Raw genomic sequence first — 14,945 nt, forward strand, 5'->3', positions numbered from 1 at the left:
CATTTTACGAAATACATTAAGGACACCGAATGATTACATTATACGGAGCACCCGCATCAGTATTTGTCAGAAAACCACGAATTTTATTGCATGAAAAAAGTGTCCCTTTTTGGGTCGATCCAATTAATCTTTATCAATATGTCAATGAAGACTTCCAACAAGCAAGTCCACTTAACAAAATTCCTGCATTAAGAGACGCCTCTTTTACACTTGCTGATTCCTCTGCAATTTGTGCGTATATTGACAAAAAATACCCCACCCCCAGCTTTTATCCGCAGAACCCTGAAGATTATGCTAGGGCCCTATGGTTTGAAGAATATGCAGATACTGTTTTATTTCAGGCAATTGCCCCTTGTTATTATCAAACCATTCTTGTGCCGCTCTATTATCAACGTGAACCCGATTTCATGGCGATTGATCGCGCCATTACTCAAAATCTTCCGCCAGTTGCACAGTATTTGGAAACACAATTAGCAGGCAAATTGTTTTTTGTGAAGGAACAATTTTCCATTGCTGATGTCGCAGTTGTAAGCATATTCATGAACATGCACTTCTCAGGATATCCTTTAGATTCTAAACGTTGGCCCAATCTTTCTACCTACCTCAACACCCATTTCCAACGTGAAAGTATTCATTGCTGCATTGAAGAGATAGAAAGAGAACTAATTCGAACACCCCCTCCTTCTGCACCGTATCAATACCTTCATTGTTAATGGGGTTGGAATGACTTTTACTGCTCTTTATCTATAGTTTGGCTATTTAGCAGCTGTTTCTTGATCACCTCTCTGCCTAGGCCCCACGGACAAGCCCTGAGAGATCCTCACAAAATTTAACCAGGTAGCATGTCAATTGTTGGCTGTCATCCCTGCGTAGGCAGGGATCCATTCATCAAAATAGTTCATCGCTCAAATTAAGCCACTGAGGATGGTTTCACTCAATTAAAATTAATTTTCCATTGTCTTTTCACTTTTTTAATTTGCTTTTCCCGCGTACATTGTAAATGGATCCCTGCCTACGCAGGGATGACAGTCTTTTTAGGTATAACATAAGACGTAGAATATGTGTTTTCGTGTTTAAATTTTGTGAGGATCTCTCAAGGACAAGCCGCGGGACGTCGAAGTAGAGCTGGCCTTTTTTTTCAGCGATGTGTAGAAGATACACCTGCTTAGCAGTCAGGATCTATTGGGCTCAACAATCTTATAAATACATCCCTACATATCTCTTATAAAACAGGATAATATAAGGAAACTACTATAGCATCCCTATAAACCTAAAAGGAAAAATTCACATGGTAGTCATTTATTACCAAACTGACTCGCGCATAGAATCTAAAGAGCTTAATGATGAGAATAAGCATCTACTTCAAGAAGCGCTATGGATTGATTTACTCGATCCAACAAAAGAAGAAGAACAAACAGTAGAAACCGAATTAAAAATTGAAATTCCTACCAAAGAAGAGGTTGAAGAAATCGAGCCATCCAGTCGGTTGTATGTTGAAAATAATGCCTTATATATGACCGCAACAATGGTTGCCCTATCCGATTTACCTGAAGCAAAAACGGATGTAGTAGCTTTTATAGTTACTGAAAAATGCTTAATTACCTTACGTTACATCGAGCTTCATCCATTTAAATTATTTACTAAAAAATTATTGCGCTCTAAGGCAAAAGAATACAATGCAAAAGCTCTATTAATCGGTTTGTTAGACGCAGCCGTAGATAGGCTTGCGGATATTTTAGAAAAAATAAGTGGAAAGTTTGATGAAATATCAAAAATTATTTTTCATTCAAAAGATAACCACAAAACCGCTGAAACCAACTACAAACATATATTGCAATACATAGGTGCAAATGGTGATCTTGGTACCAAAGCCAGTGAAAGTTTAATATCGTTCACTCGTTTAATATCTTACTTGGAGCAAGTAAATAACTCAGATATTCCTAAAGAACTAATGACTTATCTCATTATAATCCAAAAAGACATCAATGCTCTTCGAGAACATGCAAGCTTTCTCTCTACTAAATTTAGTTTTTTATTGGATGCCACTCTAGGGATGATTAACATAGAGCAAAATAATACAATTAAAATTTTCTCAGTTGCAGCAGTTATTTTCCTACCGCCAACGCTTATCGCAAGCATTTATGGAATGAATTTTACTTATATGCCTGAGATAAGCTGGTATATAGGTTATCCTCTTGCAATACTCATGATGTTTATTTCCGCATTACTGCCATTCAGTTATTTCAAAAAGAAAAAATGGCTATAAATCTTGACCCCAAGTCAAAATTATCATTATTTTTGCAATGCTTCTATTCGTTTTTCAAGCGGAGGATGGCTCGAAAAAAGAGCAAGCCAGCCATCACGACTTGAGATTTTCATGGCTTTAAATGCAGGTGCACGATCATCTACTGGTGTCTTATCCATGAGCTGCTGTAAACGTTGTAAGGCTTTTATCATTTTTTCTTTACCGACGTATTGTGCAGAACCTCTATCTGCTCGAAATTCGCGATAACGCGAAAACCACATCACAATCATGGAGGCGAGAATTCCAAACAGCAATTCAAATATAAGGGCAACACCATAATAAACGAAACCACCTTGTACCCCTTCATCATTATCTCTTCTGAAAAACTGCATCACAAAAAACGCAGCAATACGAGCAAAAAAGATGACAAAAGTATTTACTACACCTTGAATTAAAGTAAGGGTTACCATATCGCCATTAGCAACATGAGAAATCTCATGTCCTAAAACACCTTGTATTTCTTCTTCATTCATTGCATTGAGCAATCCAGTTGAAACGGCAACAAGAGCTTTGTTTTTATTCCATCCGGTAGCAAAAGCATTGGGCTCTGGACTATCGTAGATTCCAACATCGGGCATTCCAATATTTCTTTTTTGGGCTAAAGATCGTACCTCATTCATTAACCACAATTCTGATTCAGTTGTTGGTTTCTCAATGAGTTGAACATTAAAAGCATGAATTGCCATCCATTTAGAAATAAAAAGTGAAATAAATGCACCTGTGAAGCCAATAATTGCGGCAAAAATTAATAAGGCTTGATAATTTAAACCATATTGCGTCAAGTATGGACTAACGTTGAATATACTTAGTATCAAAGAAATGACTATGATAATAGCCAAGTTTGTAACAAGAAATAAAACAATTCGTTTAAACATAGCGTTATTCCTCTTTTCTTAAACCTCTAATTGTTTTTCCTCTTTCTTATATTAATTATAGATTGTTCTATGATTTTGGTAGGTTTTTTTACAGTTCATCGGCATCACGATGAATTTGGAATAATGGAACTAATGTGCCATATTAATATGGGTCAGTTTACATTTCTACTCAAGCTAGCAAAATATAAACAGACCCTAACCTGTTGTATTTCCTAAATTAAAAGGAGTTTTTTATGAGTTATGTGGATGGATTTGTTGCTGCAGTGCCGAAAGCAAATAAAGCACAATATATTGAACATGCAACAAAAGCTGGGGCAGTATTTAAAGAGCATGGTGCCTTACAACTGGTTGAATGTTGGGGGGATGATGTTCCAGAAGGCAAAATTACCTCTTTCCCAATGGCAGTCAAGTGCAAAGAAGATGAGATAGTCGTTTTTTCATGGATTCTTTGGCCGTCCAAACAAGTTCGTGATGAAGGGATGAAAAAAGTCATGGAAGATCCCCGATTAGAACCCGATATTAATCCCATGCCTTTTGATGGCAAGCGTTTGATTTATGGAGGATTTAATATGGTTGTTAATGTCTAAGCGGAGAAACATCAGCTATTGCTAAGCCTGTTTTAATGACCGATTTTACTCTTACTTAATACATTTATTGGATAAGAAAATTTACTCATATTGTTCTAGGCAATTTTAATCTGTTTTAGAGTTTCATTTTTTTGAAAATATAGAAACAAAAACCTTAGTGTCTGTTTTCCATTTCGCTAGCTTGAGCCAAAACGGTCTGATTTTCTGCGTTCCGAAGCGCGGCATACACAAAGTATGTGAGCATCGGAACGCAGAAAATCAGGGCGGTTTGGCCAAGATAGTAGAAATGGAGACAGACCCTATATTAATCATTCATTTCTATTCGGAGAATTTAAATGCCTGGTCCCTACAATACCCATGTAATAGTGAATGTATTTCGCTCCATTGTTCAGCTAGTATCCCAAAATCCAGAATTATTAAATACTCCAGGGGTTTTTCGAGTCGCTGGAGCAAAAGAAGAGACTCAAAGATTACTTGACAAGCTTATCAGTGAACAATTTGATGTGGTCATTCTAAGCCATTATGTGATGGAACAAAATAAAGTAGATAGTGAGCGATTTCATAACATTTTAGGAATGATACCTGCTGTTTTTAAAGACAGTCAAATATTAGATTCTGCAGATAGCCACCGTGTTATCTTCACTAAAAAATTAAAATTTTTATTGAAGGATCAAAAGGAAGAAAATTTTATAAAAGCAGCTCAATTATTCGATGAGTTTATTCGTGATCTATTACTTTCGAAAAAAATAGCTCATCAACGTGTGGGAGAAATTCTTGATCATTACTGCTATTTAATGCATCAAGCGGGTATGCTCCAAGATGCTAATCTCATGACATACACTAATCTCGCTATTATTATGGCTCCCCGGTTGACCGAAGTTTTAGGTCTCTTCCTTGAAACAGACTTCTTGGGACTAAGTGGATTTATAAGTCAGTTAACTCCAGTGTTAGAAAATTACATTACGGATGAAAAATGGAACTGTGATTTTAAAGAACGTCATACGGATAAATTGGAGCATTTAGCACGCACGAGACATTCTATACGTGACCAATTAGAGCATATGAAAGAAGCCTCCAGAGACGCGGTAACGGTTCCCATGAACAGTTTGATGCTGCAAACAGCAGCACTCAATGCCCAGATTGAGGCTATAGAAAAACAACGACACAATCATTCCCTTAAAAGAAAAGCAAAGAAAGAATTAAGTAAACAGTTGAAGCAATTAAAAGCAGAGATGAATGAACTCAACCTCAGGATTTCTGAATTAATGCCGCAAATTTCAATGATGAATCGTGGATGTCAAAAAATACAGGAAGAAATCAATCTTATCACTCTTTCAGGAGATGGAATAAGGACAGTAAGAGGTCATCATGGAGAAAAACCCAATGACTCAAATCTAGCCCGATTCAGCATTTTTGAGTCCGGCAGCACAAACACATCTACTTTTTTATTTCCAATTACAGAAGAAGAGGAACTCTCTGGGAACGAGGAAACTGATTATGAGGATAAGCAGGCTGCCTATTCAGGAGTTCTGAAGTAAAACGTGTTTCATCTCTCAAGCCAATAAGGCTTGAGAGCGCTTTGTAGCTTAATCCCCTTTATTTAAGGACCTCCACCACGTAACAACAATACAAGAATCAAAATTACAAGAATTAAGCCAACACCGCCACTAGGATAATATCCCCATCCGCTACTATAAGGCCAAGTGGGTAGCACTGCGAGCAAAAGAAGAATTAAGATAATTAATAGAATTAAGTCCATAGTAAATTCCTTTTTAAATAATGGTGTTCTAACTATAGACTTAAATTTAACAATTAGATCATTTTTTAATCGAAACTAGCGGGGCTCCTCTTAAAAAATCATTGAACTACTAGAAACAATTTATTCCATGATCAATTTGATTTACTATACATTCCACCTCTCAGGAGGTCTGTGAGAAATATTGAATTATTTACATTTTTTCTATTTTTCATGGTTTTCAAATTGGTATTTCAAATATTATTTAAGGGGTTCTATAAATGCGTAAATTATTGATATCGTTTTTGTCTATCCTATTTACAATATCCTATGCAACTCTAGCTAATAGTTACGGTGTTCACGAAGACCACCCTTATGATTTTGTAGTTACAAAAGATGTTTATAAATTTTCTGAAATTTATCAGATTAAATCACTCCAAAAAGAAACCTATCCTGGATCAGTAAAAAAGAGCGCATTTCGTATCCGAACAAATTATGATTTATCCAATAAAGATGGATGGCAAGCAACAGGGATTACACGAGTTATTTCCTTAGGCTCTTTATATCCTTGGGCAAAAGAGATTGATATTTATGATACTCGTGGCGTGCAAATTGGCTTTATTGATGGGAATTTAGCAACTCTTGAATCTGCAAAATTTACTATTTATGACTATGATGAAACAGGAAAAGCGACTGAAATTGGCTTTGCTTATGCAAATCCAAGCTTTGACCGATTTGTCATTTTATCATCAACTAACAATCCCCACCCAATTGCCGAATTCAATCGAAACTTTGGCGACAAAAGCTGGAATGTTTCTGTGCACTATCCTGAAAAAATTGATGACCGCATCGTTCGGATTTTTGCCGGTTTTGTGATTGATTATGAAGATAAGTTTTTAGCAGATCCAGAAGATTCAGACGAAGATGAAATTGATTATTTAAATCACTAATTAAAATGATTCACAAGGTTGGGTAAATTACCCAGCCGTCAAGCAGCTGTCATCCCCGCGCAGGGGATCCATTTTGATGTTAGCAAAGCTCGATCATAGATGGATTCCCTGCTTTCGCAGGAATGACAACATCCGCTTTTTTTTATAATAACTCCATTCTGTCGTGCTCCAAGTCATTACATCAATGACATGGACGCATCTCTAACGTGATTTTTGACATCCCGATGTTCCAAATCCCTGTTAAAGGCATCACTTTGTTGTTTTATAATTTCGTCCATTTCTTTTACAAAGTTATGTACATCAGTCACAATAAAATGGCGCTTCTTATATTTTACATAACTAAGATACTGCAAAGCGATTTCTCTACATTTCTCTGGAGTGTATATTTTATTACCTTCAAGTCCTTCTTGATACATTTGTCTTATCGCTTGAGCTACTTTTGGGCCACTCTGTTTCCCTTCGGAAATATAACGAGCAATTGCTTGAGGATATGTTTTTTGCAGAGACTCTTCCGATTTTTTAAACAAAGTATGATGAGAAAATTGACTTAGAGAGCTCATTTGAGCTTGTTTCGAGATGAGTTCTTTATCAGATGAATCCTTAGAGGGTAATTCTTTGCTTTCTATGTTCATTGGTTTGTCTGCTAAAAATTTGGGGGTACACTCGATCAACGCAGAGAGAAAATTACCTAGTAGCAGTCTCCAAGAAGAATCAGACCCTAATTTCATTATTAACTGACCAGTAAGCAGAAAGACAGACTCAATCGCTTTTTCTTTCATTGCATAACTTGGCTTAGCATAAATTAAATCCATTTGTTTTATCAAAATGGATAGCAAATCAGGTGCCATCTTATCCTTTTCGAATGAAATCTTAGAATGCATCATGCGCAACTCATCAAGTAATTCGAAAAGCTTTTGCTCATTGCCTGTTAATTTTGTTGTGAATATTGAATCAGGAATTGTAGAAGTCCAATGAATATCACTTTGATTATTCAAAATCATATCCGGGCTTCGGGATTGAAGAAAAGGACTGCTTCCATTTCTATGAATATGCAACATGATCTCAGTATCGTAAAATGTATCGATAGTTCCCTTTTCGTTTCGCACCATACGCTCACCTTGTATTGCACGATGTAAAACGAGAAGTGTTTCTTCTGAGCCCCATACAGATTCTTTTTGCAAATGCTCTTTGTACAGGTTTAAATATTTTTCACTATCTGCTAAAAAGAAATTAACTGTTTCATCTCTTAAAATATGATCAAAAAGCTTTTCTTTATAAACTTTCATCTCTTTTTCAGTAAACTGTTTCTCTTCTTTTTTGAGTTCTTCTTGCTTGATGGTCCACAGGCGGATAAATTCCTCTATAACATGTGGCACTCTTCCAATTGCATACTCTGTCATCGCAAGATCGGTACCACTCATCTTATATATTTCAGCTGAGGTATAATCTGGATTAGTAAACCCATGATCAATTAGCTCATGCAGTTCTGAACCATTCTCTCGCAGTGCCTGTCGGAAACAAAACTCCAAGCCATATTTTGCTGAAGTAAATAATGGGGAATCATGAGGAGACAATTTAAACTCTCGAAGTGTATATTCAGCTGCCAAATCCCGAGTGGCTTTTCCAAGAATGGGTTCAATAATGGTTTTTATTTCACGAGATGTAAATTGATAATTTGGGTTCTTAGATACCAATGCGCGCAACAGAACTTTATCATCTTCTTTAAGCTTTAACTTGTTAAAAATATTTTCTGTAGTATCAGGAGCATTTTTAGCCCGTAAATAATACATTAAAGAAATGCTATAAGCGTAGTACATACAATTGCCTCTACCACTATTATCTACATCAAACATATTGACTCCTTTTTTGTTTTATATTCCTTGACGTTCTTATATATATTTACATTGGCGTTTGATCGTTTTATGAAAGAGAAGCCTATTTAAATCTAAACTATGTTCTTTATTGCTAATGGATTCTTAATCTTCTACACAAGTACAGAATGTTTTTTTGATTGGATAAACTATCCATTTGAATGGTGGGAACGAAACACTTTGACATAACATTAGTCCCTTAGTTTTTATTTCGCTTAACTTGTAATCTATACGATCAAAATGGCATGTGCAATACTTTATGTCATTATCAGGTCAAAAAGTATTAATTATGGTAGCTGTTGATTTTTATGAGAATTTTTTGACTGACACTGAGCGCGCGCTCATTAAAGATTGATGGCTTCCCCCACAATTCAAATACTACTGAGTGGTGATAATTGGCTCGATGATGTAGAACAATTGTCGCTGTCATTGTTATTAACCAATAAAGTTTCTGCATTATGTCCACTAAAAAAAAGCGACCTGTTTACCATTTGAGGTTTCACCACATCTACTTTATTAAATAGGACATTAATCAGGTGGATTGCTTCATTTAAAATAGTCGATTTTTGTGATGTATCAAATGTTTTTAGAGCATCATAGAGAATGATATGTGCTTGCTCTGTTAAAGAACAATTGGACAAACAGATCTTTACCGCACGGGTGTAAAAAATGCTTAATGCCTCAGTAGATTGGACATCAGTACATTCCATCCTTTTCCTATCATAAAAATTTTTTAAGACCAGCAGGTCATCAAGAGGCAATTCGTCACTTTGGGATTCTACTATTGCTTGCCAAAGGATTTTATCAGCTGAAATTTTTTCATAGAGTATCCCGTCCACAACCTCAGCCTCCATCTTCATTAAAGAATCGTTACTTTTTTCTAAAATGAGCGGCTTTTCGTTTAATTGCTCCAGTTCCTCTAACTCAAGACTATACCGGCGTTGCAAACTTCTAAAGCCATCCTGGATTTGATTTAAGATCGGTGCAAGCTCCTGCTGTAAAAATTCTGGCAGATTCTCAAAAAGACTATTTAATTTCTCCACTACAATTCCCTTTATAGCGAATTGAGATATCGATAACGATTCACTGGCCAAAGTTAAAAATAAGGTATAATTTTCATGATATTTTCGTAACTTAACAATGTAATCATCTATTTTCTCTTGGTAGAGTGCCTCGTATTTTTCAGTTAAAGACCGATTCATACGCTCCCAAAGTTCAGGATTTTTCAAAACGATTCCTATGAGCATACTGGAACTTATAAATTCCATTTCATTGAGACAAACTCGAGCAAGTTGTGTTCCAGACATTAAGAAAAGAATATCGTGCATCTCTTTCAAAAACATAATATAAACTGCATTCAAATCAAGTAGATACGTTTTTAAAGCATCAAACAGAAAATGGATGGCAGACCCTCTGCCGAGCATTGTAGTGGTTTGGGTACTTTGCAGCACTCTAATAGTAATAATGGCATTAAAGCCCGTAGTTAATACTGTTTCAACAAGTTGCCAGTGCGGCTTTTTACAAGAAATACCTGGCTCTGTATAAGAAGAACACGGTTTTAAATCCATGTCTAAAGTAAACTGATTTCGGAAAGAATAACTTATTGATAAAGGGTGCGTCCTATCCTCTACATGAGCGCACTCATCATGGTTTAGGAACTGCTCTAAGTGTTCTGCTTGACGCAATAAAGCCTCCATAAAAAAATTATATTGTTTGACTAATTGAGTGCGATCAATGCTGTTAAAATCAAAAATACTTCGTTCATCGGATAAAGAAAGTATATTCAACCAAATGCTCATTTGCTGACTAAAAGGAATAACGCTATTCACTGGTAATCCAATCGCTGTTGGCATGCTTTCTGCATACATCATTTGGGGTAAATCTGATTCATTTTCAGTAACCGGAAAATCCTGAAGAACAGTCATCTTTTCTAATCGATTGAATAAAATATGCGCCAAATCGTGTGTAAATTGCTGGTCTTCTTCACCAAAATTGATTTTTTCAAAAGACTTAATACTTAAATATTTAGCCAATTCTAACTTAGTCTTGTTATCAACTAAATCTAGTGGAAGTTGTCTTAAAACAGAGTTAATTATGTCAACAAACAATGTTTCATTTACTTTTTTTTGTAATAGACTCGCCTGTTCAGCAATGGCGGGAAACAACCCTTTTATTTTTCTGTAATTGAGAAAATACCCTTTCGTGTATCCTTTATGATTGAACCACCCTTGGTACTCTAATGGGTTCAAAAGATTTTCATTATTCTTTTTATGGCCGAAATTACGGAATGCTGCTCCCCAATCAATACGTGCAAATTGAATAAACATCATTTCAACTGCTGACAGGACATCCAAACAAACCACATTCCCACTGTGCACGCTGTGATCACCTAAGAGTAAAGAAAACATTAATGCAATCGCAAGACCAAAGTATGATTTTAATTGGGTGAGTAATAAGTAGGATTGGGGACCGTAAAACATTTCCAGTAAAGGATCTCTATCAGAACCATCGCGATAGGCTGTGCCAATAATTTTATATAATTCTTTAAATTCAATTTTAGGCTGAATCAGCCCGTAACTACCATCTTCAAATTGAATCAGTTGCGCACAAATGAAGGATGCATGATATATTTTATCAATCAATTGACGCCGCATAAATTCCTGGAGCAACAAACCCGCAAATAGTTCTGTGAACAATTCTTTGGGATCTCCAGGTTTTTTTACAAAATATTCCACTCCATCCGAATCGCGATAAAAACCGTCTACTGTTCCTTGATTTTTACCGCCCTTCTTATTTTTAAATTTAATTAATACTTTACCATTATAAATTAGCATCCCTAGCTCAAACGTAGATTCCCATGCAAATCATTTTTATCATTTATTAAACGTTTGAGAAAGTTTTCTAACATCATGGTATTACGACAGTGGATTATTTTACTTTTTACTGTAACGATAAAATAATAAGTTGAAAAAAATACTGAACCGAGAATAATGACACTGTATCCATAGGAACATAAAAACCAAGCACGATGATTAATAAAGAAAAATGGGATAAATTAACTGAGTTAATGATTCAACTTCATATTAGGGATGATGATCTCATCGAAAAATTTATCGTGGGCAGCGGTAAAGGAGGTCAGAAGCTCCATAAAACCGCCTCGACGGTTTATTTGAAACATGTACCTTCTGGTCTGGAAATAAAATGTCAGGAGTCTAGAAGCCGTGAAGACAATCGATATTTTGCCAGAATACGGCTTTGTGAAAAATTGAATTCAATCGTGAGTGAGGAAAAAACAAAAGAACAGCAAAAAATTGAAAAATTAAAACGCCAAAAGAAAAGACGCTCAAGACGAGCTAAACAGAAAATTTTAGAAGAAAAATCCAGACAAAGCGAAATAAAGGTACTAAGGAAAAAGCCTAAATCCTACGAATAACCATACTTCTCACCCCAAAAACTCAAGCACGAATGCATCAAACCCGCGGTCTATCGATATTCTACGAAAACAGGACACGAGTAACTCTCTTGTTTTTAGCTGATCTGCACGAAATATTTTGCTAATATATACAAATAAATCATTTTTTATACAAAAATAATTCTGTTATTTTGGAGAGACTCAATGACTAAAAAAGTGCCAAAAAAATTTGGAAAGTCGATTGACTGGACTGTAACTACAGACAAAAAACAAATAAATTCATTGAATAAAAATATCCGAACAATTGCCCAGCAATTAGACGAGAATCCATTGCCAGATAAAGACCAATTAAATCCAAAGAAAAAACAATAAACTACACGTAAATTTATCAACAAAAAATAAAACTTGCATATTTTTTATAAAAACTTATCATAACTAAAGCTATATTTTATTGAAAAAGGATTTTATAAATGATGTTATTTAGAAAATATGCTACTTCCTCTCTCCCTAAAACGATTAAGCACACTCCCCCTACCCGTTTTTTCAAAGATATAAATTGGTCAATAGTCAGAAAAAATAAGACTGAATCAGAATTAAATAAATCCGTTAAAACGATTGTGAAAGAACTTGAAAATACCTCATCAACAGATGCCCAAGGACCTGCTCCGAGATTTAAATAATTTTGATACAGAGTAGAGATAGGATTCCTTACTGGAATCCCTTTTCATATTATTTTGTAGCTGCCAGCACTAAATGTTGAGCGGTTAAACTATCCAATGCTTCAAAATGCTCGGGAGCATCGGATTTTAGCTTCTCAAAATCTGCTTCGTCGTGAACATCAAGCGCACCATCCTGAACAGTAGCTACGACATTTTTCTCAAGGTTATTAATTGAAGTTGAAGTAATACCTTGTCGAACAAATGCAATTTTAGCCGATCCAAATTTACTCGGATCAATGACTCGCTCCATACTCGTCGCAATTGAAATATCTGCACCTTTATACAGTTCATCTACAGACGTAGCTTTGCTATTGAGTTGGCTTTGATTAATGAAATCGACATATTGCAAAAGATTGATAACATAGATTGTATTAGTCTCACAATCTACGACTACTGCAGGCTTATTATCTTCTGGCTGCTCTAATTCTTGCCCTTTTCCTTTACTGAATTTTTTCTGAATCGCCAACTCATTGTTTACCACACTAATAATTACTTTTTTAGATTGGTTTTCTTGAATGACTGATGGAAAACGTTCACTAACACTACGGTAAGAATTCAATACGTACTCAGGAGGTGTAATAAAATCATTATTTGAAATCCCCCTGTGAATCACACCATCAACAGCATTCTCAGGTTTTCTTGTCGAAACAGAGATTAAATAAGTGCCATCCTTTTTTAAGCCGATATCAAGCCATTTAGGCCATATGTTGCACATCTCTTTGAATACATTAGGCACTTTTTTATGTTTATCCATACGGCGTGTTAAGAACTCACCGCTCATATTGTACGTTACGACTGCCTCGTCATGCGTCAATGCGCCAATATGTTTTTTATGAGCTCCCTTCACACATTCGTCATCATAATAAATCGTTCGTTTTCTATCAACGGTAAGAAGAGCCAGCTCATCCAATGAATATCCTGTTTGCTGTTGTAATTGCAAAGCAAAACTCTCTGTTGTAATGGATTTACCACTACCAGGTCCTCCGGCCATCAAAACCGTGAAACGGTCAGGATAACTTTTAGGTGCTTGTTCTGGAACACCAATAAATGTGCTCGCCTTCATTGCTGAAACTAAAGGTAAAGACTCATATTTAGCTTGCTTAATAAGGGTTTCGATGACGCGCTCTGAAAGAGTATATATTCGCGCATCTACGTCACCTTTTAGAAATTCATCTGCTAAGTGAATCATAGCTAACTCACTTAGCATAGAATCGGATCCATCAATTACTCCTTTTTCTTTCCGTTTTAAAAGTTCTGCTTTAAATTGAGTAAAATGCGTATGAACATGAAGATGCTCCTGTTTACTCGGATCCTGAAGCGCATCATATACCCAGCTCAAATATTTCTGTCGTTGAGACACCATACTTATTTGTGGAATCACTGGTAAAATATGTTGTGCGTGAAAATTACGGACAAAAACTCCAAAATCATTATTTTGAGCAGGAGTTTTTAACAATAAAGGAATTAAAGCTCCAGTTATTTGTAAAGAACGGCGTGGCGTTTCAAACAGTATTAAATCACCAATAGATTGACCATTGTGACCTTTATAACGACCAAAACCTTTTTGTTTCATTGCTAGTTCATCTGTTTTTTGTACCGAATTTTTTAATGCAGTAAATTCAACAGAAGGATCTCTAAACACTTCTGGATATGAATCTTTCCCTGACTCAAGAACTGACGCAATATCACAAGATCCGTCATTGTACTGTTTCCAATTGTATTGGGAATAATAACGAACAACGTGTGTATTACCGCCTAGAGAGATAGTTCTAGGGGGAGTAACTCTACTTCGTGCATGCCTAATCGTTCTTGCCAACATCGTTTAATTTAACCTATTACATACTTTGGGCTACATTTTACACAAAACACATTAACCAAATATTAAGCACGAAGATTATTTATAGTTCATGCATAGGATATAAAGGATTAATTTTTAACGTAAAGAGTCTATTTTTATCTTATAATCCATTATTTGCGCAACAAATCTGTAATAGCCCCCTTGTACTCCATTGTTAGCTCGCGGAGCAGGTCAACGCAGGTGATTAGGTAAGGTAGAGCGCTGGATTCCGCGCATAAAGTCTGAGAGTTCTTCACAAAATTTAAACAGGAAACCTATTCTATAGTTTACGGTAATGTTTAAAAGGCTGTCATCCCTGCGTAGGCACACTACTGTCCGGTAAAAATTTTGCTCTCCTGCAATAGGTAATGTCCCTAAATTTTTTTTTGTAGGCTCTTCAGCATTCATCGAGGCACATCACTTAATCTTGCTTCGCTCTGCTCCCTCTCCCGCGCAAGGAATTTGAGTAGTAAGATACTGTTCTTCGCGGAAAGAGGGTTGGGGAGAGGGGATGTCAAGAATCGGTTAATGTGCACAAGATGGCCTCAATAACCGACGCTGTTTGTTGTAGTAGTACATCATTGTTCCAAAAACGCAGTACTTTGAACCCTTGAGCATTTAGCCAAGCTGTTCGTTCTCTATCGTAGCTTTGAT

At 35.9% G+C, this 14,945-nt stretch carries 14 protein-coding genes; 8 read left to right on the forward strand and 6 right to left on the reverse strand.

All coding sequences use genetic code 11. The features are described 5' to 3' along the window. The first annotated feature begins 29 nt into the window (after nt 1–29). Both Lani_RS14590 and corA read left to right on the forward strand, forming a co-directional pair. Nucleotides 30–713 (forward strand): glutathione S-transferase family protein, encoded by a 684-nt coding sequence (locus Lani_RS14590; protein ID WP_019235562.1) that lies wholly within the window; start codon nt 30–32, stop codon nt 711–713. Nucleotides 714–1,288: 575 nt separating this feature from the next. Beyond that, nucleotides 1,289–2,266 carry a magnesium/cobalt transporter CorA gene (gene corA / locus Lani_RS14595; RefSeq protein ID WP_019235563.1) on the forward strand — a complete coding sequence of 326 codons (978 nt, stop codon included), beginning with the start codon at nt 1,289–1,291 and terminating at the stop codon, nt 2,264–2,266. Between the two features lie 26 nt (nt 2,267–2,292). Here corA and htpX read toward each other — a convergent pair whose 3' ends face one another. Further along, nucleotides 2,293–3,180 carry a protease HtpX gene (htpX, locus tag Lani_RS14600; RefSeq protein WP_019235564.1) on the reverse strand — a complete coding sequence of 296 codons (888 nt, stop codon included), beginning with the start codon at nt 3,178–3,180 and terminating at the stop codon, nt 2,293–2,295. A 233-nt stretch (nt 3,181–3,413) separates the two neighbouring features. Between htpX and Lani_RS14605 the strand changes: the two genes are divergently transcribed. Both Lani_RS14605 and Lani_RS14610 read left to right on the forward strand, forming a co-directional pair. Continuing rightward, on the forward strand, nt 3,414–3,767 hold the full coding sequence (locus Lani_RS14605; protein WP_019235565.1) for a DUF1428 domain-containing protein: 354 nt from the start codon (nt 3,414–3,416) through the stop codon (nt 3,765–3,767). 335 nt (nt 3,768–4,102) lie between these two features. After that, complete coding sequence (locus Lani_RS14610; RefSeq protein ID WP_019235566.1) at nt 4,103–5,305, forward strand: RhoGAP domain-containing protein; 1,203 nt, start codon at nt 4,103–4,105, stop codon at nt 5,303–5,305. A gap of 62 nt (nt 5,306–5,367) precedes the next feature. On the opposite strand, the gene Lani_RS19840 is transcribed toward Lani_RS14610, so the two are convergent. Beyond that, nucleotides 5,368–5,526, reverse strand: coding sequence for a DUF3309 family protein (locus Lani_RS19840; protein ID WP_019235567.1), 159 nt, complete (start codon nt 5,524–5,526; stop codon nt 5,368–5,370). Between the two features lie 257 nt (nt 5,527–5,783). On the opposite strand from Lani_RS19840, the gene Lani_RS14615 reads away from it, so the two are divergent. Further along, nucleotides 5,784–6,452 carry a hypothetical protein gene (locus tag Lani_RS14615; protein ID WP_019235568.1) on the forward strand — a complete coding sequence of 223 codons (669 nt, stop codon included), beginning with the start codon at nt 5,784–5,786 and terminating at the stop codon, nt 6,450–6,452. 176 nt (nt 6,453–6,628) lie between these two features. On the opposite strand, the gene Lani_RS14620 is transcribed toward Lani_RS14615, so the two are convergent. Both Lani_RS14620 and Lani_RS14625 read right to left on the reverse strand, forming a co-directional pair. Continuing rightward, entirely contained in the window at nt 6,629–8,305 is a 1,677-nt protein-coding gene (locus Lani_RS14620; protein WP_019235569.1) for a hypothetical protein, read from the reverse strand. 389 nt (nt 8,306–8,694) lie between these two features. Further along, a complete protein-coding gene (locus tag Lani_RS14625; protein ID WP_019235571.1) occupies nt 8,695–11,157 on the reverse strand; it encodes a LepB GTPase-activating domain-containing protein in 2,463 nt (820 codons plus the stop codon). A gap of 194 nt (nt 11,158–11,351) precedes the next feature. On the opposite strand from Lani_RS14625, the gene Lani_RS14630 reads away from it, so the two are divergent. The 3 genes from Lani_RS14630 to Lani_RS14635 all read left to right on the forward strand — a co-directional run bounded on the left by Lani_RS14630 (nt 11,352) and on the right by Lani_RS14635 (nt 12,415). Further along, on the forward strand, nt 11,352–11,756 hold the full coding sequence (locus Lani_RS14630) for a peptide chain release factor family protein (RefSeq protein WP_019235572.1): 405 nt from the start codon (nt 11,352–11,354) through the stop codon (nt 11,754–11,756). Between the two features lie 183 nt (nt 11,757–11,939). Continuing rightward, entirely contained in the window at nt 11,940–12,107 is a 168-nt protein-coding gene (locus Lani_RS20505; RefSeq protein ID WP_019235573.1) for a hypothetical protein, read from the forward strand. Between the two features lie 98 nt (nt 12,108–12,205). Next, nucleotides 12,206–12,415, forward strand: coding sequence for a hypothetical protein (locus Lani_RS14635; protein WP_019235574.1), 210 nt, complete (start codon nt 12,206–12,208; stop codon nt 12,413–12,415). A gap of 49 nt (nt 12,416–12,464) precedes the next feature. On the opposite strand, the gene Lani_RS14640 is transcribed toward Lani_RS14635, so the two are convergent. Further along, the gene (locus tag Lani_RS14640; protein ID WP_019235575.1) at nt 12,465–14,273 is read right to left on the reverse strand and encodes a hypothetical protein; all 1,809 of its coding nucleotides are present in this window, start codon (nt 14,271–14,273) and stop codon (nt 12,465–12,467) included. 532 nt (nt 14,274–14,805) lie between these two features. Beyond that, nucleotides 14,806–14,945, reverse strand: a 140-nt coding sequence (locus Lani_RS21040) for a DUF559 domain-containing protein (protein WP_156415168.1), incomplete at its 5' end; no start/stop codon positions are given.

Source organism: Legionella anisa, assembly GCF_001467525.1.
GTDB lineage: Bacteria > Pseudomonadota > Gammaproteobacteria > Legionellales > Legionellaceae > Legionella > Legionella anisa.